This is a genomic window from Halorubellus salinus (assembly GCF_020567525.1).
GTDB classification, from domain to species: Archaea; Halobacteriota; Halobacteria; order Halobacteriales; family Natrialbaceae; genus Halorubellus; species Halorubellus salinus.
Genome location: NZ_JAJCVI010000008.1, coordinates 1 through 20,553 on the forward strand (window position 1 = coordinate 1; position 20,553 = coordinate 20,553).

Annotated in this window: 20 protein-coding genes; 6 read left to right on the forward strand and 14 right to left on the reverse strand. The window is 67.0% G+C overall.

Annotated elements, in window-relative coordinates:
• A partial coding sequence (locus LI336_RS19215) for an RNA-guided endonuclease InsQ/TnpB family protein (RefSeq protein WP_227134791.1) occupies positions 1 to 666 on the forward strand: 666 nt, incomplete at its 5' end.
• Positions 667 to 960: 294 nt separating this feature from the next.
• Here the strand turns inward: LI336_RS19215 and LI336_RS19220 are convergent.
• The 5 genes from LI336_RS19220 to cyoE form a co-directional block, all read right to left on the reverse strand.
• The gene (locus LI336_RS19220) at positions 961 to 2,094 is read right to left on the reverse strand and encodes an NAD(P)/FAD-dependent oxidoreductase (protein WP_227134792.1); all 1,134 of its coding nucleotides are present in this window, start codon (positions 2,092 to 2,094) and stop codon (positions 961 to 963) included.
• A complete protein-coding gene (locus LI336_RS19225; protein WP_227134793.1) occupies positions 2,091 to 2,852 on the reverse strand; it encodes a creatininase family protein in 762 nt (253 codons plus the stop codon). Before LI336_RS19225 ends, LI336_RS19220 begins: the two co-directional genes overlap by 4 nt.
• Positions 2,853 to 2,933: 81 nt before the next feature.
• The gene (locus LI336_RS19230) at positions 2,934 to 3,734 is read right to left on the reverse strand and encodes a DUF7388 family protein (protein ID WP_227134794.1); all 801 of its coding nucleotides are present in this window, start codon (positions 3,732 to 3,734) and stop codon (positions 2,934 to 2,936) included.
• A gap of 185 nt (positions 3,735 to 3,919) precedes the next feature.
• Positions 3,920 to 4,597, reverse strand: coding sequence for a DUF7546 family protein (locus LI336_RS19235; RefSeq protein WP_227134795.1), 678 nt, complete (start codon positions 4,595 to 4,597; stop codon positions 3,920 to 3,922).
• Positions 4,598 to 4,648: 51 nt separating this feature from the next.
• Positions 4,649 to 6,073: a heme o synthase gene (gene cyoE / locus LI336_RS19240; RefSeq protein ID WP_227134796.1), complete on the reverse strand. Its 1,425-nt coding sequence runs from the start codon at positions 6,071 to 6,073 to the stop codon at positions 4,649 to 4,651.
• A 101-nt stretch (positions 6,074 to 6,174) separates the two neighbouring features.
• Here cyoE and coxB point away from each other — a divergent pair, with 101 nt between their 5' ends.
• On the forward strand, positions 6,175 to 7,053 hold the full coding sequence (gene coxB, locus LI336_RS19245; RefSeq protein WP_227134797.1) for a cytochrome c oxidase subunit II: 879 nt from the start codon (positions 6,175 to 6,177) through the stop codon (positions 7,051 to 7,053).
• A gap of 123 nt (positions 7,054 to 7,176) precedes the next feature.
• On the opposite strand, the gene LI336_RS19250 is transcribed toward coxB, so the two are convergent.
• Positions 7,177 to 7,704 (reverse strand): protein-tyrosine phosphatase family protein, encoded by a 528-nt coding sequence (locus LI336_RS19250; protein ID WP_368408404.1) that lies wholly within the window; start codon positions 7,702 to 7,704, stop codon positions 7,177 to 7,179.
• 148 nt (positions 7,705 to 7,852) lie between these two features.
• Here LI336_RS19250 and LI336_RS19255 point away from each other — a divergent pair, with 148 nt between their 5' ends.
• Genes LI336_RS19255 through LI336_RS19265 form a run of 3 tightly spaced genes read left to right on the forward strand, consistent with a single transcriptional unit; the run spans position 7,853 to position 10,489 of the window.
• A complete protein-coding gene (locus tag LI336_RS19255) occupies positions 7,853 to 8,731 on the forward strand; it encodes a cytochrome c oxidase subunit 3 (protein WP_227134798.1) in 879 nt (292 codons plus the stop codon).
• 11 nt (positions 8,732 to 8,742) lie between these two features.
• The gene (locus LI336_RS19260) at positions 8,743 to 10,167 is read left to right on the forward strand and encodes a hypothetical protein (RefSeq protein ID WP_227134799.1); all 1,425 of its coding nucleotides are present in this window, start codon (positions 8,743 to 8,745) and stop codon (positions 10,165 to 10,167) included.
• Between the two features lie 4 nt (positions 10,168 to 10,171).
• Entirely contained in the window at positions 10,172 to 10,489 is a 318-nt protein-coding gene (locus LI336_RS19265) for a DUF7410 domain-containing protein (RefSeq protein WP_227134800.1), read from the forward strand.
• Between the two features lie 37 nt (positions 10,490 to 10,526).
• On the opposite strand, the gene LI336_RS19270 is transcribed toward LI336_RS19265, so the two are convergent.
• Complete coding sequence (locus LI336_RS19270) at positions 10,527 to 10,823, reverse strand: DUF7111 family protein (protein ID WP_227134801.1); 297 nt, start codon at positions 10,821 to 10,823, stop codon at positions 10,527 to 10,529.
• 148 nt (positions 10,824 to 10,971) lie between these two features.
• On the opposite strand from LI336_RS19270, the gene LI336_RS19275 reads away from it, so the two are divergent.
• Positions 10,972 to 11,244: a PadR family transcriptional regulator gene (locus LI336_RS19275; protein ID WP_227134802.1), complete on the forward strand. Its 273-nt coding sequence runs from the start codon at positions 10,972 to 10,974 to the stop codon at positions 11,242 to 11,244.
• 24 nt (positions 11,245 to 11,268) lie between these two features.
• Here the strand turns inward: LI336_RS19275 and LI336_RS19280 are convergent, their stop codons facing one another.
• From LI336_RS19280 to LI336_RS19310, 7 genes are all read right to left on the reverse strand, one after another.
• A complete protein-coding gene (locus tag LI336_RS19280; protein ID WP_227134803.1) occupies positions 11,269 to 11,700 on the reverse strand; it encodes a metal-dependent transcriptional regulator in 432 nt (143 codons plus the stop codon).
• Complete coding sequence (locus LI336_RS19285; protein ID WP_227134804.1) at positions 11,697 to 12,188, reverse strand: ferritin-like domain-containing protein; 492 nt, start codon at positions 12,186 to 12,188, stop codon at positions 11,697 to 11,699. The genes LI336_RS19280 and LI336_RS19285 overlap by 4 nt, the downstream gene beginning before the upstream one ends.
• A 21-nt stretch (positions 12,189 to 12,209) precedes the next feature.
• The gene (locus tag LI336_RS19290) at positions 12,210 to 12,665 is read right to left on the reverse strand and encodes an HIT family protein (RefSeq protein WP_227134805.1); all 456 of its coding nucleotides are present in this window, start codon (positions 12,663 to 12,665) and stop codon (positions 12,210 to 12,212) included.
• Between the two features lie 76 nt (positions 12,666 to 12,741).
• Positions 12,742 to 13,953, reverse strand: a complete 1,212-nt coding sequence (gene sufD / locus LI336_RS19295) for a Fe-S cluster assembly protein SufD (protein WP_227134806.1) — start codon at positions 13,951 to 13,953, stop codon at positions 12,742 to 12,744.
• Positions 13,954 to 13,969: 16 nt separating this feature from the next.
• Entirely contained in the window at positions 13,970 to 15,400 is a 1,431-nt protein-coding gene (gene sufB, locus LI336_RS19300; protein ID WP_227134807.1) for a Fe-S cluster assembly protein SufB, read from the reverse strand.
• A gap of 33 nt (positions 15,401 to 15,433) precedes the next feature.
• Positions 15,434 to 16,348 carry an ABC transporter ATP-binding protein gene (locus LI336_RS19305; RefSeq protein ID WP_227134808.1) on the reverse strand — a complete coding sequence of 305 codons (915 nt, stop codon included), beginning with the start codon at positions 16,346 to 16,348 and terminating at the stop codon, positions 15,434 to 15,436.
• A gap of 193 nt (positions 16,349 to 16,541) precedes the next feature.
• Entirely contained in the window at positions 16,542 to 20,522 is a 3,981-nt protein-coding gene (locus tag LI336_RS19310) for a DNA polymerase domain-containing protein (protein ID WP_438267303.1), read from the reverse strand.
• Positions 20,523 to 20,553 lie beyond the last annotated feature (31 nt).

Here is a 20,553-nt window from a genome sequence, read left to right on the forward strand (position 1 = left end):
ATCAGCAACTACCTCACCATCGCCTACGATGATGGTGATTCGGAGTTGTATCCGGGGAACGTGCTGAAGCAGGACAAACACTACTTCACCCGTGACGAGTACGATACGGAAGGCAAAAAGGGCCCGTCACGTCGTGCGCTTCGTGCCCGTCAGAAACTCTCGCGTCGGAAAGACCATTTCCTGCACGCGCTCGCCAAGCATGTCGTTGAGCAGTGCATCGACCACGCAGTCGGTCGCATCGCTATCGGTGACTTAGGGAAGATTCGAGAGGATGAGAACGGCGAGTCTCGTAACTGGGGGAAGCGCGGGAATAAGAAACTCCATGGGTGGGAGTTCGACCGCTTCACGAACCTGCTGGAATACAAGGCTGAGGAACACGGCATCCTCGTTGACCGCGTTTCAGAGCGAGATACGAGCAAGACGTGTTCGTGTTGCGGTCGGAGGCGTGACGCGAGCCGTGTGGAGCGTGGATTGTACGTCTGTGAATCGTGCGGAGCGACGATGAACGCAGACGTGAATGGTGCAGTAAACATCCGCAGAAAGATAACTCAGAATCCTCCTACGGGGGATATGAGTAACGGTGGTTTGGCACGGCCAGTAGCCTACCTGTTCAACCAAACCTCGGGGCGTTTCGCACCGAGCGAACAGGCGGGTTGCGAACCTTAATATCCCAACGCTCGGGAATCCTCGCCCTTCAGGGCGGGGAGGATGTCAAATCCGTAGTTGCTATTCGTGATTTCCATGGAGGATAATGCTCCCATGGACCGTCGCACAGTTCTCCACGGACTCACCACCGCAGTCGGCACGAGCGCCATCGTCACCACGGCCGCCGCAAGCAAATGCAGCACCCAATACACGGGCACTCTGTACACACTCTGTACATAACGAATTGCGCTGTCGCTCACTGTGGCTGTGAGAAGAGCGCTATGACACCCTCGGGTTCTCCTACCTGCGGTTCTCTCAGCGGTCGTCGACGAGCATTCCTTCGACGACGTCGAATTCCTCGTCGCCCGTGAAGCGCGTGGGGTCGAAGGGGTCGATGCCGTCGTCCTCGCCGAGGACCTGTTCTGCGAGCGATTCGCCGATCGCTGGTGCGCGCATGAAGCCGTGGCCCTGGAAGCCGGTGCCGACGTAGAGGCCGTCGTCGAGCGCGCCGACGAGCGGGTCGCGGTCCGGCGTCGCCGTACACAGGCCCGCCCAGGCGTCCGTGATGCGGGCGTCCTCGATGGCGCTCGTTCGCTCGCTGGCGCGCGACTGCAGCGACTCCGCGAACCCGTCGTTCGCGTCCCGGTCGTACCCGTCGGGGTCGGCCTCGCGCTCCTCCGTGCCGTTCCCGACGAGCAGGCCGTCGACGTGCGGCCGGAGGTAGAACCCGTCGGTGGCGTCGTACACCATCGGGCCGTCGTACTCCGTCGCGTACGTCGCCGCCTGCACGCGATACGGCTTCATCGCGATGCTGTACCCGGCGTCTGCAAGGACCCGCTTCGTGTGTGCACCCGTCGCGACGACGACGTCGTCGAACGCCTCGTCGTTCACCCTCAAGGGGTCGGTCTCGACGCTCGCGGGCGTCTGCTGGTGCAGGTCCGCGCCCTGGCGCTTCGCGAGCACTGCGAGCGTCCGCGCGTACGACGCCGGCGTGGTGTAGCCCGCCGCGCCCGCGACCGCCGCCACTGCGACGTCGTCGCTCCGAACGCTCGGGAACCGTTCGGCGAACTCCTCCGTCTCCATCCGCACCGCCGTCACGCCGTGCTGTTGCATGCGCGGGAGCTGCTCGCGGATGGCGTGCTCGCGGTCGTCGTCGCCCTCCCTGGCGAGCCAGACGTACGGCGACTCGTGGAACTCGAACTCGCCGACCTCGTCGAACGTCCGGAAGCGCTCGATGGCGCGCGCTCCGATCTCGGCGTCCACGTCCTCCGCGAACGCGTTGTAGCACACGCCCGCAGCACGTCCCGTGGAGCCGTCCGCGACCGACCCGGCCTCGAACAGGGTCACGTCCACGGCCTCGCCGTCGGCGTCCTCGTCGGCGAACGCGAGGTCGAACGCGACCGTCGCGCCGAGCGCGCCCGCGCCGAGGACCGCGACCGAGCGCGTCATCGGTGCGCCTCCGGCCGGAGGTCCGCGAAGTCCTGCGCCGCGAGCCAGTCGCAGAGCGCGCCCAGTTCCGCCGTGGCCTTCTCGAACAGCGCCTCGCCCGCCTCGACGCTCCCCCGCGTCGGCTCGCCGACCGCTCCCGACTCGGAGAAGTCCACCGTGTCGAACCCGACCGGCGCACCGTGGACGGTCTCGCCCCAGCCGTCGGCCGCGCCCGCCTCCGCCGCCTCCAGGTTCTCCTCGCGGACGTGCTCGGTCAGATACAGCATCATGCTCGTCTCCATCGCGTCGGCGTGCGTGATGCCGTCGACGTCGAACAACTCGGCTTCGAGGCCGTCGAGGTTCGACCACCAGTTCCACGGCGTCGCGAACGCCACGTCGCGCTCGCGGAGCCGCCGCGCCGCCCCGGTCAACGCGTCGGTGTTCCCGCCGTGGCCGTTCGCGAACACGGCCTTCCGGACGCCGTGCTCGGCGAGACTCGCCACCACGTCGTACGCGTAGTCCTCGAACGTCTCCGGGGTCACCGACAGCGTCCCGTGGAACTGTCGATGATGCGCGCTCACGCCCACCGGAATCGGCGGGGCGAGCGCGACGTCGTCGCGCTCGCTCACCGCGTCGGCGACGTGGGTCGCGGCGTAGAGGTCGGTGCCGAGCGGGAGCGCCGGGCCGTGCTGTTCGACGCTCCCCGTCGGCACCACCGCCACCTCCACGTCGTCGAACGCGTCGGCGGCCGTCGTCGTCGTGTGCGTCGCGAGTTCCATACCCAGGGCTGGGAGCGGTGGTGCCGAAAAACGCTCGGTGTCGACGCGACCGAATCGAATCGCGGTCGCCGTCGACGACCGTCAGCTGACGTGCTCGAGGCCGCGAGCGGGATAGGCGACGACGTGGTCGACGCCGACGTCGTGCAGGTCGGCGACGCGTTCACGGACCGTCGCGACGTCGCCGACGAGCGCGTAATCGCGCACCGCCTTCGAGAGCACGTCGCGAGCGCGTCCCGTCGCCGACGCGTCAGTCGCGACCGACTCGCGCCCGTCCTCGGGCTCGGGGAGCGCGCGTCGGACGGGGCCGCGGCGCGCCGCGTACGCGCCGACCGCGTCCAGCACCGCGTCCTCGTCGTCGGTCAGGACCGTCGGCGCGTACACCGCGACCTCGCCGTCGAACCCGGCCGAGCGGAGCGCACGGACCTCCCGGAGCGTCGACCGCGAGAGGAGCTCGAACTGCGTCGCGCCCGTCGCGAGCGCGACGCGCTCGACGGACTCCGTCCCCACCCACGCGTCGGGGTGCTTCGCGACCGCCGCCCCGAGCCGGTCGGCGACGCTCCGGGATTGCTCGTCCTCGTCGAGGTACGCGCCGTGGCCCGCGACGAGCACGCGCCCCGCCCCAGCCGGGAGCGAGTCGTCGAGCGAGTCGTCCCCCGTCGGGTCGAACCCGGTCGCGCGGACCGGCGTCGTCACCCGAAGCGTCCTCGCGTCCGCGAGCTCGCGGAGCACGCTCGCATCGGGTACGTGCTCGCGGCCCTCGTAGTCGATCGTCACCGCGTCGACGTCCACGTCGAGTGCACGCGAGACGTCGCACTCCGCGGGCTTCACCGCCAGCGCGTCCACGCCGGTTCGAGCCAGCCGTCGCTCAGTGGTCTCAGTCACCGACACGTCCGCTCACCTCCAGTCAGGAGAATCGTTCTAGAACTGCTCGTGTGGAACTCGATCCATCGTCTGTGCGACCATGTACTGCGGCGAAAGCGACCACGCCACCTAAGCATGACGGACGGTGTCAACATTCGCCACCCGCTGCGAGCGCTCGCGGACGCCCGACCTCGGCGCTCGCTCGGTCACCCGAACGTCGGTCGCCACGCCAGCAGCGCGACCGTGACGACGAACACGACCGTCGACAACCCCAGCGACTGGTCCATCGTCGCCGCGGCCACCGCAGACCCACTGCCCGCGACCCCGGAGACGAGCGCCGCGAGCACCGGCCACGAGCACGACACGCACGACAGGAGCCCGAGGACGCCCGCGACGCCGGTCCGGGCGGCGTCGACGACCGTCCCGTACACGAGGTACGCGAGCGTCGCGTACCCCACGAGCTTGTACGGGACCAGGACGACCGTCGCGAGCGCTGACTCGTACACCGCCGCCGGCCCGTACCCCGGCGGCAGCCCCGAGGAGACGTACCAGCCCGGCGACGCCGTGTCCGCGCCACCGACGAGCCCGTACCCCGGCGAGAGCACGCCACCGAAGTACGCGAGCACCAGGAGATAGCCGCCCGCGACCGCACCCGCAGCGAGCCGTCGACGCCCGTCCGCATCGGGCACGTCCGCGAACCAGACCCCGAGCAGTGCCGCGTTCACCCACACGAACGGATACGCGAGCGCGAACGGGTCCGTGTACGACGCGGACGACGACGCGAGATGCAGGCCGAGGACGAGCACCTCCGCGGTGAGGACCGCCAGCCCGAGCGAGAACCCTCGGATACCCGGCAGGTGCCGAGCGACGCGCTCCGCGCTCATCGCTCGAAACACCCCCGGCAACCGTCGAGTCCCGCGCGACGCGACGTCATCCTACAGGACCAGCGCGTCCACGACCACGGCGAGCAGGAGCGCGCCGAGGTACGCGTTCGACGCGTGGAACGCCCGGAACGCGGCCGCCTCCGTCTGCTCGTAATGCAGTTGGACCGCGAAGTACACGAACACGCCCCCGAGCGTCGCACTCGTCAGCGCGTACAGGAGCCCGAGGTCCGCGACGACCGCGAGCACGCCCGCGCTCACGAGCGTCGCCGCGATGTACCAGAGGATGTGCTTCCGCGTCGGCGCTTCACCCTCCACGACGGGCATCATCGGGAACCCGCCGCGTGCGTAGTCCTCCTTGTACGCCAGCGCGAGGTTGTAGAAGTGCGCGGGCGTCCACAGGAAGATGACGACCGCGAGCATCACGCCCGGAATCCCGAGGCCGCCCGTCACCGCCGCCCACCCGATGAGCGCCGGGAGCGCGCCCGCGGCCCCACCGATGACCGTGTTCGACACGAAGTTCGGTTTCAGGACGAGCGTGTACACGATACTGTAGAACACGATCGCGGTCAACCCGAGGACGGCGACGAGGAGGTTGACGCTGGCGAACAACGCGAGCGACGCCAGACCCAGCACGACGCCGAACGCGAGCGCGTGCGACACCGGGACGAGGTCGGACGCGAGCGGCCGGTCCGCGGTCCGCTCCATCTTCTCGTCGACGTCCCGCTCCAGGACGTGATTGAACGTCCCCGACGACCCGATGGAGAGCACGCCACCGCCGAGCGTCAACAGCACCGTCTCCACGGTCAGCGCCTCGCCGACCGTCGACCCGAGCGCCATCCCCGCGGCCGCGACCAGACACAGCAACCACATCAGGCGCGGTTTCGTCATCCGAGCGTACGCGAGTACCGTCGCCTTCGCGCGCGGCACGAACGCCGACGGCACCGGCGGCCGGTCACCCTCGTCGACCTCGACTGGCTCGGGCTCGTCCATCGCCTCCCAGTCCTCGTCCGTCGCCGTCTCCGTCTCCAGCGTCCACGAGAGCGCGAGCATGACGAGCCCGAAGATGAACACGCCCAGGACGAGGTGGATAGCGGACAGCGTCGTCGGCGTCCCCGACGTCGCCGCCACCGCACCCACCCCGACCTGCACGATGTACGTCACCGCCGCGACCGCCAGCAGCGCGCGAACGCGAACCGTCGCATCGCCGAGCCACGCCACCGCGGCCGACGCGACGACGAGCGCCGCGACGGCGAGCGCGACGACGCGATGCGCCCACGCCACCACCAGCAGCGGCTCCGAGAACGACGGCAGGAACTGCCCGTTACACGCCGGCCACGTCGGGCACGACGCCGCCGCATCCGTGAGCGTCGTCGTCGCCCCCACGACCACCAGCAGATACACGCCGATCGCGGTCGCGGCGAGCAACCCACTGAATCGGCCGTGCGAACCGACCGGTGTCGGGTACCGTCGAGTCACTAGCCGAACAGTCGGACTCCGCGTATTTCAACCCGCCGCTTTCGCCCCCTCGATGGGCATTAGCCACATATTTAACCCCGAAATCCAAAGCACCGGTATACATGGATAGAGAGCGGATCACATCGAGGCTGCTGGCCGCACTCGCCGGCCTCGCGCTCGCCGCACAGCCCGTCGCGGCGCAGGCGTCGAGTTCGGACGCGGCTATCACGAGCCTCAACGAGAAACTCCTCGTCGTCGCCATCCCCATCACCGTCCTCGTCGAAGCGGTCCTCATCTACACGGTGTTCAAGTACAAGGACCAAGACGAGGCGAAGCCGACGCGAGAGAACCGCCGTCTGGAGATCACGTGGACCATCGCGACCGCCGCAGTCCTCCTGTTCGTCGGTATCTCCGCGAGCATCACGATGGCGGACGACTCCGTCATCACGCCCGACGACCCCGAGATATCGGCGGACACCGAGGAGCAGGTGAACGTCACCGCGTACCGGTACGGGTGGACGTTCAGTTACCCCGAGTACAACGTGACGACGGACGCCACCCAGCAGCCCCTCTACCTCGCGAAGGGCCAGCCGACGTACTTCAGTCTCACAACCGAGGACTGGCTGCACGCGTTCCACGCACCGTCGCTCGGCCTGAAGCACGACGCCGTCCCCGGGAAGGTCGCGTGGATGAAGACGACCGCGACGCAGACGGGGACCTACCAGGGGTACTGCGCGGAGTACTGCGGGACCGGGCACTCCGGGATGATGTTCGAGGTGCAGGTCGTGGAGGACCGGCAGGCGATGCTGGACGAGATCTCCGCCATCTGCGAGGAGACGACGAACAAGTCCTGGAACGCGCAGGAGGAGACCTGCGAGTGGAACCCGGACGGGAACTCGAGTTCGTCGATGTCGGGGACTGACGCGGGCGACGACACCGCTTCGGTCGTGGCGTCGAGCGTCGACGCGTCGGCTGGCTCGCTCGCCGCGCGCGCGGCCTGACGGACCCGAATCACGTCGCCGTTCTCGCTGCTCTCCGCTCCGGTTCGCTTCTCTTCGGTTCGCTTCTCTCCGCGCCTCTCCGTAGTGTCGGCTGCGCTCCGCGAGCCGTGACGCCTGGGGTCTTCACTGGTCGTCGTGGGTCGCTGCGAGGTAGGTGACGGCGGTCAGCACGAGCGCTGGATGCGGGGTGGCGACCGGGCGTGCGCGCTGGACGAACTCGAGTGCGTCCCCGAAGGACTGGTCGTCGCTGGCGGCGAGCGCGGTGGCGAGCACCGCGGCGCTACGCGAGATTCCTGCCTTGCAGTGCACGAGGACGGCGTCGTCGGTGTCGAGGAGGGTTCTGGCGGTGTCGACGGCCGCGCGGAACGCGGCGGCGTCGTGGCCGCGGTCGTCCGCGAACGGATGATGGTGGGTGGTCGCCGGCTGTCGCTCGCGCGTGAGCGAGAGCACGTGGTCGAACGACCGGTCGTGTCGCGTCGCGTCGGCCGCGTGGACGTTCCCGAGCCAGACGTCGCGGTCGGGGAGCTGGACGAGCACGGGGTCGTCGTGGACGTACCCGAACGGGCGGACCACGACGTCGTCGCCCGCGGTCGTCCACGGTCGCGGCCGCAACGAGCCGTCTCCGGAGGCGGTGTCGCGTTCCTCTCGCACGACCGTCGCGTTCCGTCCGGGCCCCAATCAGTGCTCCGGCCGGCACGCACAGCGGTTCCCCCCGGGCCGACCGGGGTGGCGTGGACCCGGTCGGCTCCGGCGCGGGCGCTTGGATGGATTTTTAGTAGTGGACTTGCAAGCGTCGTCTATGTCAGCAACGGAAGACGCAGGCGACCACGGACACGGCGGCCACCTGCCGGCCGTGGAGGACTTCCCGCGCGGGTTCGGGGAGGCCTCCTGGTGGCCGTTCGTCACCGCCATCGGCGGCTCCGGTATCTACGTCGGGGCAGCACTGTTCCTCCTCGCCGCCCGCGGCGGCTTCGGGATCGGCATGGGGACCGCGGCCGCGGTCAGCATCGGAAGCATCGGGCTGTTCGTGTTCGGTATCCTCGGCTGGCTCTACCACGGGTTCGTCGCGAGCTTCTGGCAGCGCCACAAGTCCGAGCAGAGCGAATCCAAGCTCGTCTGGGGGATGTACGCGTTCCTCGGGAGCGAGATCGCGACGTTCAGCGCCGGGTTCATCTACTTCTTCTTCATCCAGGCTGGCGGCCTCGGGGAGATCCCGGACGTCTTCGGGAGCCTCGTCATCTTCAACACGCTCCTCCTGATCGCGAGCAGTTTCGTCCTGCACTTCAGCGAGGTGGCGCTCCGGAACGGGAACCGGAAGCGCTTCGTCACGCTGCTTGGCGCCACGCTGCTCATGGGCATCATCTTCATCGGCGGGCAGGTGTACGAGTACTACGAGTTCCTCGCCGTGAAGAACTTCACCCCGGCCGCTATCGCCGGCGGTGAGGTCATCTACTCGAACCCGTTCGCGAGCGCGTTCTACGCGCTCACGGGGCTGCACGGCCTGCACGTCACGCTCGGCGCGGTCCTCCTCGGTATCGTGTTCGTGCGTGGCCTCCGCGGCCAGTATTCCGCTGAACGGCACGTCTCCGTGAAGACGGCGGCGCTCTACTGGCACTTCGTGGACGTCGTCTGGATCTTCCTCGTCGCCGCGATCTACATCGGCGCGACCGCGCTCTGAGTCGGTCCGCCATGACTCGCGTTCGTCGTTCCGTCTCGATAGTCGTCGCCCTCGTTCTCGCAGCCGGCACGGTCAGCGCGCACGGCGCCGCGCTCCGCGGGTCCTCGGGTTCGCTGTCGATACCGACGTGGTTGTTCCTCGCGACCGGCGGCGGCGTCGTCGGCGCGTCGTTCCTCCTGGCGACGTTCGCGACCGACCGGACGTTCGTCCGTCGGAGTCACGACCACGCACGAGTGCTCGCCGCGGTCCCGCGCGTGCTCCGGACGGTCGTCGCGCCGCTCGTAGGCCTCCTCGGGTTGCTCGCCGTGCTCGCGTTCGGCTTCGGCGCTGCGTTCGACGTCGCGCCCGCGGACCCACAGCAGAACCTCGCGATCCTCGTCGTCTGGGTCGGCTGGTGGGCGGGGTACGTGATGACGCTGTACCTCGTCGGGAACACGTGGCCGGCACTGAACCCGTTCCGGACGGTCGCGCGAACGCTCCCGTCCCTCGACCGCGGGTACCCCGCGGCCTGGGGAGCGTGGCCTGCGGTCGTCGGGTTGCTCGCGCTAGTGTTCGCGGAGGTGGCGCTCCCGCTCGCCGAGGACGCCGCGATGCTCGCCGGCGCGATCACCGCGTACGGCGTCGTGACGGTCGCCGGTGCGGTCGTCTTCGGCGTCGACGACTGGTTCGCGAACGCCGACCCGGTCGCGCGAGCGTTCGACCACTACGGTCGCGTCGCGCCGTTCGCTCGGACCGACGACGGCGTCGTCCTCCGGGTTCCGGGCGCCGGCCTCGTCGAGACCGCCGCCGGGACGGCGCGCGCTGGCGGCGACGACGGTGCGACCGACCGGGCGCCGCTCGCCGACGCGGGCGGTGTCGCGTTCGTGGTGGCGCTCGTGTTCGCGACGACGTACGACGGGTTCGTCGCCACGCCAGCCTGGCGGACCATCGCAGAGGCCGTTCACGCCCCGGGTGTTCCAGGCGTCCTCATATACGCCGTCGCGTACGCGCTCGGGTTCCTCGCGTTCGTCGGCGTCTACCGGTGGGCGGCCCGGAGCGCCCGCCGGACCGGTGACACGTTCGTCGCGGTCGACGAACTCGCGCGCCGGTTCGCACCACCCCTGCTCGCCATCGCCGCCGGCTACCACCTCGCGCACTACCTCGGCTTCTTCGTGTCGCTGTCGCTCCCGCTCGCGACCGCGCTCGCCGCCCCGACCGCACCACCGGCCCCGGAGCTGTTCGTCCTCCCGACGTTCTTCGGTGGGGTCGCAATCACCGCCATCCTCGTCGGGCACCTGCTCGCGGTCTGGGTCGCACACGCTATCGGCTTCGAGGTGTTCCCCGAACGCCTCCAGGCGGTGCGCGCACAGTACGCGTTCGTCGCCGTCATGATCGCGTACACCACGCTCAGCCTCTGGATCGTCTCCCAACCGACCGTCACGCCACCGTTCCTCTAGACCAATGACGACACCACAGACGGACGTCGACGCGACCGATGCGCCAGCAAGCGACACCGCGACGGCCGTGCCGACGAGCGTCCCGGCGGACGCGACCGTCCACGAGTGCCCGTACTGCGACCGGCCGTTCACCCGCGAGGACCGCGTCGCGCTCCACGTCGGCCTCCAGCACTACGACGTCTGCACGTCCGAAGAGGAGGAGGCGTTCGAGACCGCGTACCTCGCGGAGAACGCGGAGATACGCCGGTATCGCTTGAAGGCCGCCGTCGCGCTCATCGTGCTCTACTTCGGACTCCTGATGGTGTACGCCGTCGCCGCCTGACGTCGGCACTCGGTCCCGGTCCGCGAGTTCGCTCTCACTACATCCCCATGTCGGCGCTCGCGTCCGGGATCGGGAGGTCGTGCTCGCGCACGCCGAGGCGTTCGGCGACGTGGTCGAGCGCCATGTCGAACCCGTAGTAGCGCTCCAGTTCGTCGCCGTCGACGCCCGTTCGAACCTTCAGCATCGCGTACCCGTCGCGATTCTGCGCGACGACCGCGGTCCGGCCGTCGCGCTCGAACACGAGCACGCGCTCGCCCTCGGTCAGCGAGTACCGCGCCGTGATCCCGTTCGCGCTCGCTTCGGTCTCCCCGTCGACAGCAGCGTCGTCGGTCATGCGAGAGCGTTCGGTCCACGGGTACGAAACCCCAGCGGTCCCGGAGTCGACTCCAGCGGTTCCAGAGCCAGCAGGAAGGCGACGCGTCGGCGGCGTCGAGCGAGCGCGGACCGCAACGCCCACGGGCGACGCTCGCGTATCGGGTGCCATGACGAAGTACGTCCAGAGCGGGATGCGTCGCGACGTCCTCGCACTCCTGGCCGCCGAACCGCGCCGCGGCCAGCAACTCAAGACGTCGCTCGAAACGCACTACGACGAGCACATCGAACCGAAGACGTTCTACGGCGCGCTCGACGCGCTCGTCGACGCCGGTCACGTCCAGGTGGAGACCGAGGGCGTCCACGACGTCTACGACCTCACACCCGGTGGTCGAAGCATGCTCGAAACGCACGTCGACTGGCTCGTCGAACAGGTCCAGTAGAACGCCCCGAGGCGTCCACCCCGCTCAGTCCGCGGGGTCCGCGGGCACCGTGAGGTACTCGCACTTGTCCGCGTCCGCGTCGAAACAGTCCGGGCACTCGCTGCGCCGGTCGATGATCGTATCCAGCCGTTCGGCGACCGTGTCGTCGATGACCGCTTCGAGCGCCGTCGCCTCCCCGCGGAAGTCCTCGACCTCGAGGACGTTCGCGAGGAACCGCTCGATGATGCAGTACGTCTGGAGGGCGTCCTCGGCCCGCCGGATGCCCTCGTCGGTGAGCGTCGCCCCCTTGTACTTCTCGTGGTCGACGAGCCCGCGGTCCTCGAGCTTCCCAATCATCTCGTTGACGCTCGCGGGCGACACCTCCAGCATGTCCGCGAGCATCCCCGTCGCCGCCGGACCATTCTCGATGCGTTGCGCCAGATATATCGCTTTCAGGTACTGTTCTGCGGTGTTCATCGGTTGGCCTCCATCAGGTCCGTGACCTCCTCGACGCCCTCGGCTTCCTCCTCGCGGATCTCCACGAGCACGCCAATGACGCGCTCGCGGTCGATACTGAACTCGGTGTCGCTCGCCTCGATCGCCTCGATGAGGTCGTCGTAGAACTTGTACGCGGTCTCCTCGTTACACAACTGGTCGTACAGCAGGTCGTCGAAGTCCTCCGGCGCGGTCTGGGCGTACTGCGCTTCGACGAGTGCGTTGATCTCCTCGTAGGGCACGGTCTCCGCGTTCAGGTCGGCGACGAGCGCCTCCAGTCGGTCGCGGTGAGCCGCGGATTCGTCGGCGGCGTCCTCCAGTAACGCCTCGACCGCTGGGTCCCGGTCGCCGGCGTCGAAGGAGTCGAGGTGGTGGTGTGCGCGGGATTCGACGACCTCCTCCAGCACGACGCCGATCTGGAGGAGGCGCGCGAGCTGGTGGTCGTCGGTGATGCGCTGTCCCAAACTCATACACGCACGTCCGGGAGCCGGTCACTTAACGCTCTCCCTCTCGTTCGCCGACGCGTCGCGGTCTCCGTCGGCTTCGAGTGCTGCGGTGACTGCGTCGTGCGCGTCCTCGCGGTCGCCGTCGTAGCCCGTCTCGGGGAAGAGGTCGGGATCGTCGGCGCGTCGCCCGACGACGTGCAGGTGGAGGTGCGGGACGGACTGGTAGGACGTGCTGTCGTTGAAGAGGTTCGCGCCGTCGAACCCGCGTTCGCCGCCGCGCAAGCGCCGAGCGAGCGTTCGCGCGTGCTCGGTCACGGTCGCGAGTGCGTCAGCGGGGACGTCGAACAGCGACTCGTGGTGGGCTTTCGGAATCACGAGGACGTGCCCGGGTGCAAACGGGTCCAGGGGGGAGAATGCGAGCGTCTCAGCGGTCTCGTCCACGACGAGCGCGTCCGCCTCGCCTGCGACGATGTCGCAGAAGACGCAGTCGGCGTCGGTCATGAACGAACGGACGCGAAAGCCCCACGTCAAGCTGACGGACGTAAGAGAGAGAACCGCAAGGAAGAGGTGTGGGTCCTTACTCGCGAAGGCGCTCCGCGACGAGTTCCTCGAGGTCGTCGCGGAGCTCGTCCACGTCGACCTCGTCGAGCACCGGCACGAAGAAGCCCTCGACGAGCATGTTCTTCGCGACCTGCGGGTGCACGCCACGCGAGGTCATGTAGAACAGGTCCTGCGCGTCGACCTGTCCGACCGTCGCCGAGTGCGACGCCTCGGTGTCGTGGTTGTTGATGATGAGCTTCGGGGACGCGTCCGCCTCGCTCTCGTCCGAGAGCATGAGCGTGTTCTCGCGCTGGTACGAGCTCGTGTCCCACGCGTCCGTCCCGACGTCCTGCACGCCCTCGTACACCGAGCGCGCCTGGTCGTCGAGGACGCCCCGCGTCACGAGGTCCGCGGTCGTGTGCTCGCCCTGATGCCAGACGCGCGCCGCGATGTCGATGTGCTGGTCGTCGTGCCCGAAGAACGCACCGACGGTCTTCGTCTCCGACGAGTCACCTTTGAGGTACGTCTCGACGCTCGACTTCGTCAACCGAGAGCCGATGTTCCCCTCGATCCAGTCGACCGTCGCGTACGTGTCGGCGTGCCCGCGCTTCAGCGTGTAGTTGTACGTCTCCTCGTCGAGGTTCTGGAGCGCGCCGTACTGCACGCGAGAGTTCTCGCCCGCGACGACCTCGACGATGCCGCTGTAGTAGCGCTCGCCCTCGACGTCGTCGCCGGTGGACTGCCGTTCGAGGATCGTCACCGACGAGGACTCCTCGGTGACGACGAGCGTGTAGTTGAACAGCGACCGACTGTTCATCTGCGTCCGGATCTTCACGTCCTCCGCGTCCACGCCCTCCGGGACGTAGATGACGGTGCCCGCGGAGAAAAGCGCCGTCGACAGCGCCGTGAGGTAGTTCTCCTCGGGGTCGACGACGCTCGCGAAGTGCTCCTCGACGAGGTCGCCGTGCTCGGCGAGCGCCTCCGACCACTCCAGCACCTCGATACCCTCGTCGCTCACGCGGTCCTTGTCCTCGGCCGCGTTCAGCGGGTCGACCAGCGTCTCGAAGTCGAGCGCGTGAAGGTTCGTCCAGTCGCGACCCGGCGTCCGGATGACGTCCGGCATGTCGAGGTCGTCGAGCGCCTCGAGCGCTTCGACGCGGGTCTCGGTGAGCCACTCCGGCTCGTCGAGGTCCGCGGAGATCTGTTCCACCTGCTCTCGTGTGAGGTTCGCGTGTACCTGCGTACTCATTGTCTCCTCCCGGGAGTTACCCGAGGCTACCCTCCATCTCGAGTTCGATGAGGCGGTTCAGTTCGACCGCGTACTCGATCGGCAGTTCCTCCGTGATCGGTTCGATGAAGCCGGCGACGATCATCTGCTTGGCGTCGTCGTCGTCCAGTCCACGCGACTGGAGGTAGAAGACGTCCTCGTCGCCAATTTTTCCAACGGTCGCCTCGTGCGCGACGTCGACCTTCGACTCCTGGATCTCCATGTACGGCATCGTGTCCGACGTCGACTCGTTGTCGAACATCAGCGCGTCACACTCGACCGACGTCGAGGAGTTCTCCGCGCCGTCGCTGATGTGGACGAGGCCACGGTAGTTCGTGCGGCCGCCGTCCTTACTGATGGACTTCGACTCGATCGTCGACTTCGTGTCCGGCGCGTTGTGGTAGACCTTCGCGCCCGTGTCGATGTTCTGGCCTTCGCCGGCGAACGCGATCGTGATGTGGTTGTCGGTGGCGCCGCGACCCTTCAGGATGGTCGACGGGTACAGCATCGTCGCCTTCGACCCCATGGACCCGGACACCCACTCCATCGTCGCGTTCTCCTCCGCGATGGCGCGCTTCGTGTTCAGGTTGTACGTGTTCTTCGACCAGTTCTGGACCGTCGAGTACTGGACGTGCGCGTTCTCCTTCACGAACACCTCGACGCCACCCGAGTGCAGGTTGAACTCGGAGTACTTCGGTGCGGAACAGCCCTCGATGTAGTGCACCTCGGAGTTCTCCTCGGCGATGATGAGCGTGTGCTCGAACTGCCCCATCCCGTCGGAGTTCATCCGGAAGTACGCCTGGACCGGCATGTCGACCGTCGTGTCCTCGGGGACGTAGACGAACGACCCGCCCGACCAGATGGCGCCGTGCAGCGCCGCGAACTTGTTGTCGCTCGGCGGCACGGCCTTGGTCATGAAGTACTCCTTGAGGATCTCGGGGTGCTCGCGGACGGCCTTGTCCATGTCGCAGAAGATGACGCCCTTCTCCTCCCAGCGCTCCTGCATGTTCTGGTACACGACCTCGGACTCGTACTGCGCGCCGACGCCCGAGAGCGCGTTCTTCTCCGCCTCCGGGATGCCGAGCTTGTCGAACGTGTCCTTGATCTCGTCCGGCAGGTCGTTCCAGTCGTCGACGCCGCCGCGCGTCTCCACGTCCGGGCGGATGTACGGAACGATCTCGTCCACGTCGACCTCGGACAGGTCGGGTGCGCCCGGCCAGTCGTCGGGCATCGGCATCTCGTGGAACTGCTTCAGTGCGCGAAGACGCCGGTCGAGCATCCACTGCGGCTCGTCCTTGTCCTCGGAAATGACGCGGATGGTCTCCTCCGTGAGGCCCTTCTCCGCCTTGAACGCCGAGCTCTCCTCCTTCTTGAACTCGAAGCGCTTCTCGGTGTCGGTCTGCTTGAGGTGGTCTTGATCTGAACTCATGATTGATGTATCCTTGTTTGGTTGGCCAGACGGTTAAGCAGTCTCGTAGACCTGCTCGCGAACCCAGTCGTAGCCCTCGTCCTCGAGTTTCTCCGCCAGCTCCGGACCGCCGGACTCCGCGATCTTCCCGTCGAGCATCACGTGCACGTGATCGGGTTCGACGTAGTCGAGGATGCGCTGGTAGTGCGTGATCTGGAGGACGCCCGTGCCCTGCTCGTCGCGGAGCGCGTTGATGCCCTTCGACACGTCCTGGAGGCGGTCGATGTCGAGCCCGGAGTCGATCTCGTCGAGCACCGCGATCGACGGTTCGAGGATGGCCGCCTGCAGGACCTCGTTCTGCTTCTTCTCACCGCCGGAGAACCCGGCGTTGAGGTACCGCTGCGCGAACTTCGAGTCCATGTCGAGCTGCTCCATCTTCTCCTGGAGGAGCTGCTGGAACTCCGCGACGCCGACCTCGCCCTCGTCGACGTTCCCCTCCATCGGGGACGTCTCGTAGCCGACGTCCTCCTCTTCGGCTTCGTCCTCGGCGTCGTCGTCCTCGAAGAGCTCCTCGCGCTCCTCGAGCTTCGCGTTGAGTGCCGTGCGAAGGAAGTTCGTCATCGTGACGCCCTCGATCTCCGCGGGGTACTGGAACCCGAGGAAGATACCGAGCGCCGCGCGCTCGTTCGGTTCGAGCTCGAGGAGGTTCCACGTACGCTTGTCCTCGGCGATCTCGAAGTCCTCGCCGAAGTCACCCTCTTCGAGGTGCAGGAGCACTTCGCCGTCTGTCACCTCGTAGGCCGGATGGCCCGCGATGACCTTCGCTGTCGTGGACTTCCCGGAGCCGTTCGGTCCCATGAGCGCGTGAATCTCGCCGGAGAATACTTCCAGGTCGACACCGTCGAGAATCTTCTCGCCGTCGTCCTCCGCCACTTTCGCGTGGAGGTTGCTGAGTTCGAGTCGTGCCATTTGTGAAACCTCTTATCACGTGTACCCTAGGGTGTCCGCCCCATCAAGCTTTCGTAACGCCACCAGTTCTGCTTGCACTGCATGAAATAATCTTTCCCGAAAAGCAAACTATCTGCGTATTACTGTTTCATCCCGTGAGTGCGCACGGCGTCGACGGCCGCCCCGAACGCACCACCACCGACTCCCGACGGCACTACATGAACGAACCGAGTCCCGTCTGCTCCTGGCCCGTCTTCACCTCGTCCCACGACATGTCCAACGCCTCGATGACGCGCGCAATCGGGCCCTTCAGGGTCTTGTCCAGCATCTTCTCGTAGTCCACGCTGAACTCCTCGGGAATCTGGTCGTCGTACTCGAAACATATCACGTCCGGGTCGCGCTTGAACTCCCCGTAGAGCGGATTCTCACGCGGGTCCAGCCCGAGCTCCTCCTCGACGCGCTCGAAGTACGACGGGTGCACGCTCTCCAGGTACAGGCGCTTTGGCTTCGAGCCACTGGAGAAGTTCGTCCCGAACAGGAGGTTCGCGTACTTCGCCCCACGAACCTGGGCCGTATCCGTATCGTAGTTGTCGAGCTTCTTCCCGATACCGCCCGGAATCGCGATCTCGTCGTAGCTGTACTCGCCCGCCAGGAACTCGTCTATCACGCCACTCACGTACGACCGGATGTTCTCCAGGTCCTCGCCGTACACGATGCGCTCGATGACGTCCTTCTGGACCTCCTTCGTCACCGCCGCGATGTCACTGCGCTTGTACTCGAAACCAGTGATGTCCACGTCGTCCACGTCCTTCCCCTCCTTCCAGACGATGTGGCCCGCGTACCGCTTCTTCTTCCCCGCCTGGAAGAACCGCCGATACAGCTTCTCGAACTCGATCTGGAAGCGGTGGAACTCCGCGTTCAGCTTCTCGCGCGCGAAGTCGTCGTACGACTCGTTGATGTGCTCCTCTATCTCGAACGACGTCTCGATGGCCTCCTCGGTCGAAACGTCAGGGCCGAGTTCTATCATCACGCTGTCGGTATCCCCGTACGCGACCTCGTGACCGAGTTCGTTCGCGGACTCCTCGGTGAACTCGATGACGTCGCGCCCAGTCGCCGTCACTGCAGCGCCCATCTCCTTGTCGTACAGGCGGAACCGGTCCCAGCCGAGAACGCCGTACAGAGACTGGCCAACGAACTGGAACTTCCCGTTCCGGCCGGCGAGCAAAGTGTGGTTGTCTTCGACGGTGACGCAGTACGCGCCGTCCTCGGCCGTGCTGGTGCCCCCGGAACGGTGCATCCGGAAGCTGTTCTTCGCGCCTCCGGTGCAGTAGATCCGCCACGACCCGCTGTCCCGGTTGACGTTCGCGGTCAGACCGAGGTGCGTGCAGAGCCGCAGGACGTCGTCGCGGAGGCGTTCGCTGGAGGTGGTGTACCGCCAGCTGTTGGTCTGGCGGTCGCCGTCGCCCGCGATTAGGGTGTCGAGGAACAGCTGCTTCTGTTCCTGGCTCAGTTCGAACACGAACTCGGGAATCCGCTTCTCGAAGCTATCGCCACCGCACGCCGTCGTGAGCCAGTCGCCGAGTAGCTTCGACGTGAACTGGTACCCGCGGTCGTCGACGTACGCGTCGAACCCCATCCGGTCGAGCAAGTCGCCGATGGCCGAGTGGTCGTCGAGTTCGCCGCCGTCGGCGACCGCCTCGGTCTCGACCGCGTCCTGAGCGATCTTGACGGTGGTCGCGCTCCCCCTGAAGTTCTCGCCGAACTGCTCGTCATCGGACGTGTAGACGTTCCCCTCGGTGACGTACCAGGCGAGCAGTTCGAGGAAGTCGTCGCCGCCGTAGAAGCGTGGAATCCACTTCCGCCCGCGCTCCGCGTGCACGTAGAAGTTCGAACAGTGCTCGTCGAGATACTCGCGGTGCTCTTCGAACTCGTCCGCGTCGAAGACGTACCCCGTCCCCTGCTCGCCTTGCTTCTGCATCTTGTCGGGATAGTACCCGACCTCGGCTTTGAGCGTGTGCCCGTGGACGTCGTTGTCGCACCAGACTTCATAGTCGCCGTCCAGTAGTTCGGTGAGGTCGACGGTTTCGAGCGGGTCGCCGTCTGGGCCGTCCCAGTCGTGCGGGAGTTCGTAGTGCGACGAGTCGTTGAGGTCGCCGGCTTCCACGAACTGGAAGTCGTCCCACGACGCCCCGTTCGTGTCGTCCTTCCGGACGAGCATCCGGTGGTTCGGCGTGACGCTGAAGTCGACCTTGCTCGTCTCGATGTCCACCATCTCGTCGCGATAGTCCGGGTACTCGTGGGTCTCCGTGACCGGCTTCACCTCCATCTCCATCGAGTCCGGGTCGAGCGAGTACACCTCGTCGCCCACTTCCAGGTCGCGGATGTTCCGGACGCCGTCGGGCGTCAGGACGTCGGTATCCGACGAGAAGCAGTTCATGATGACCTTGACGGCAGCCTGTTGCTGGTCGTAGGTCTCGTACTCGACGGTCCCGGGTTCGTGCTCGTTCCGGAGCGCCTTCTTGTTCTCGCGTTCGCCCAGCAGTTCGTCGACCATCTCGCGGATCATGCCGTCCGGTTCCTTCCGGAAGTGCGTCCCGTTCGGTGCGACGTACGTGTCGCCGTCGTACGCGTCGGGGTCGACCTTCGTCTCCGGGCTCGCGTTCACGGTCACCATGCACATCGGGTACAGCGACTTCAGGTCGAGGACGGTGACGTTCTCCTTGACGCCCGTGATGGGGTCGAAGACGGCGCCACCCTCGTAGTCCTCGCTTTCCTGCTGGCCCTTCGAGGGGAGTGCGAACTCGCCGTGGACCTTGTGGAGGACGTACATGTCGACGGTGTCGCCCGCGGTCGGGGCGTCCTCGAGCTTGCAGCCGACGAACGTCCGGACCTCGTCGTAGAACGCGACGATGTCCTGCTTGCGGTCGAGTTCCACGCAGAGCTCGACGTCCCGGAGGTTGTACTCGAGCAAGCGCTTCGGTTCCTGCTCCCAGAGGTCGCCGATGTCTCCCGAATACCGTTCCTTCCCGACGTCGAGTTCGGTCTCACCGACGGCGTCCAGCCGGTAGGAGTCGAGTTCGGTGAACTGCCGGCTCTTGTACGCGTAGAGGAGGTCGAAGACGACGCGGCCCTTGACGTCCGGGCCGCCCCAGCCGGAGCGCCAGACCTCGTTCACTCTGGATAGCCGGTTCGCGTCCAGGTCGTGGTCGTGCGCCGGCGACTGGAGGACGTCGAGCCGGTCGAGGAAGTACGGCGCGTCGAAGTCCTCGAAGTTCCAGCCCGTCATGACGTCCGGGTCGGTCTCGGTGACGTAGTCGAGGAACGCGGCGAGCATCGCTTCCTCCGCCTCGAACACCTCGACGCGGTAGTCCATCTCGTCGGGGATCGGGTCGTAGTCGAGGTCCTCGGTGGTCGCGGTCGCCCCCGTCTCGTCGGCGACCTGGAGCCAGCAGACGTACTCGTCGCGGTACGAGTCGTGGCTCGTCAGGCAGACGATCTCCTCTTCGCCGTCCTCGGGGAACCCGTTCCGGTCGTCGACCTCGATGTCGAACGTGTTCACGCGCGGGGTCACAGTCGCCTCGGTCGCCGCGACGTCCTCGTGGTGGACGCGGATGGTGGAGCCGTCGTCGCTCCACGCGTTCGGGACGCGCAGCCCGCTCTTGACGTCCTTGTCGATGAGGAAGCGGTTCGGGAAGAGGATGTCCGCCTCGTAGTGCTCGAAGTGGTCGCGGACGTTCCCGACGTCCCGCGGCGTCCGCCCGAATATCCTCGCGAGTTCGTCGCCGCGGATGCTCTCGAAGGGCTCGCCGTCCTCGTCCTCGAGCTCGTACCCGGTGAGGCCGTCGAAGTCCGCGATGCGTTCGTCGCTCACGTTCTCGACGGGCGCGTAGAAGTACGGCTGGAACCCGTACACCTTCACGTGGACGGCGGTCTGGTCGTCGGGTCGGCGGCCGAAGACGTGGATGATGGGTTCCTCGTCGGCGCCCCGGCCTTCGATGGTGTAGTCGACCTGCGTGACCGCGACGTCGAGGTAGCCGTCGGCGTCCGGGAGGCCCTCTCGGTCGGTGTCGACGACGGACGCCTCCGAGGAGACGTCGTCGGCGACCGCCCGTGCTTCCTCGTCGGGCCGGTCGCCGTCGTCGCCGCCGGAGAACGCGTCGGTCAGCGACATCTGTCCGGCGTCCGAATCTGTCATGTCCACACCCTCGGGGTCCCCCAGTAAAAAG

Excerpts from the sequence above, each read along its gene's own strand:
- LI336_RS19280 (WP_227134803.1), bottom strand. The coding sequence starts at position 11,700 with ATGAACACCGCAGAACAGTACCTGAAAGCGATATATCTGGCGCAACGC.
- LI336_RS19310 (WP_438267303.1), bottom strand. The coding sequence starts at position 20,522 with ATGACAGATTCGGACGCCGGACAGATGTCGCTGACCGACGCGTTCTCC.
- sufB (WP_227134807.1), bottom strand. The coding sequence starts at position 15,400 with ATGAGTTCAGATCAAGACCACCTCAAGCAGACCGACACCGAGAAGCGC.
- LI336_RS19290 (WP_227134805.1), bottom strand. The coding sequence starts at position 12,665 with ATGACCGACGCCGACTGCGTCTTCTGCGACATCGTCGCAGGCGAGGCG.
- LI336_RS19275 (WP_227134802.1), top strand. The coding sequence starts at position 10,972 with ATGACGAAGTACGTCCAGAGCGGGATGCGTCGCGACGTCCTCGCACTC.
- LI336_RS19265 (WP_227134800.1), top strand. The coding sequence starts at position 10,172 with ATGACGACACCACAGACGGACGTCGACGCGACCGATGCGCCAGCAAGC.
- coxB (WP_227134797.1), top strand. The coding sequence starts at position 6,175 with ATGGATAGAGAGCGGATCACATCGAGGCTGCTGGCCGCACTCGCCGGC.
- sufD (WP_227134806.1), bottom strand. The coding sequence starts at position 13,953 with ATGAGTACGCAGGTACACGCGAACCTCACACGAGAGCAGGTGGAACAG.
- LI336_RS19225 (WP_227134793.1), bottom strand. The coding sequence starts at position 2,852 with ATGGAACTCGCGACGCACACGACGACGACGGCCGCCGACGCGTTCGAC.
- LI336_RS19260 (WP_227134799.1), top strand. The coding sequence starts at position 8,743 with ATGACTCGCGTTCGTCGTTCCGTCTCGATAGTCGTCGCCCTCGTTCTC.
- LI336_RS19270 (WP_227134801.1), bottom strand. The coding sequence starts at position 10,823 with ATGACCGACGACGCTGCTGTCGACGGGGAGACCGAAGCGAGCGCGAAC.
- LI336_RS19285 (WP_227134804.1), bottom strand. The coding sequence starts at position 12,188 with ATGAGTTTGGGACAGCGCATCACCGACGACCACCAGCTCGCGCGCCTC.
- LI336_RS19305 (WP_227134808.1), bottom strand. The coding sequence starts at position 16,348 with ATGGCACGACTCGAACTCAGCAACCTCCACGCGAAAGTGGCGGAGGAC.
- LI336_RS19255 (WP_227134798.1), top strand. The coding sequence starts at position 7,853 with ATGTCAGCAACGGAAGACGCAGGCGACCACGGACACGGCGGCCACCTG.
- LI336_RS19235 (WP_227134795.1), bottom strand. The coding sequence starts at position 4,597 with ATGAGCGCGGAGCGCGTCGCTCGGCACCTGCCGGGTATCCGAGGGTTC.
- LI336_RS19220 (WP_227134792.1), bottom strand. The coding sequence starts at position 2,094 with ATGACGCGCTCGGTCGCGGTCCTCGGCGCGGGCGCGCTCGGCGCGACG.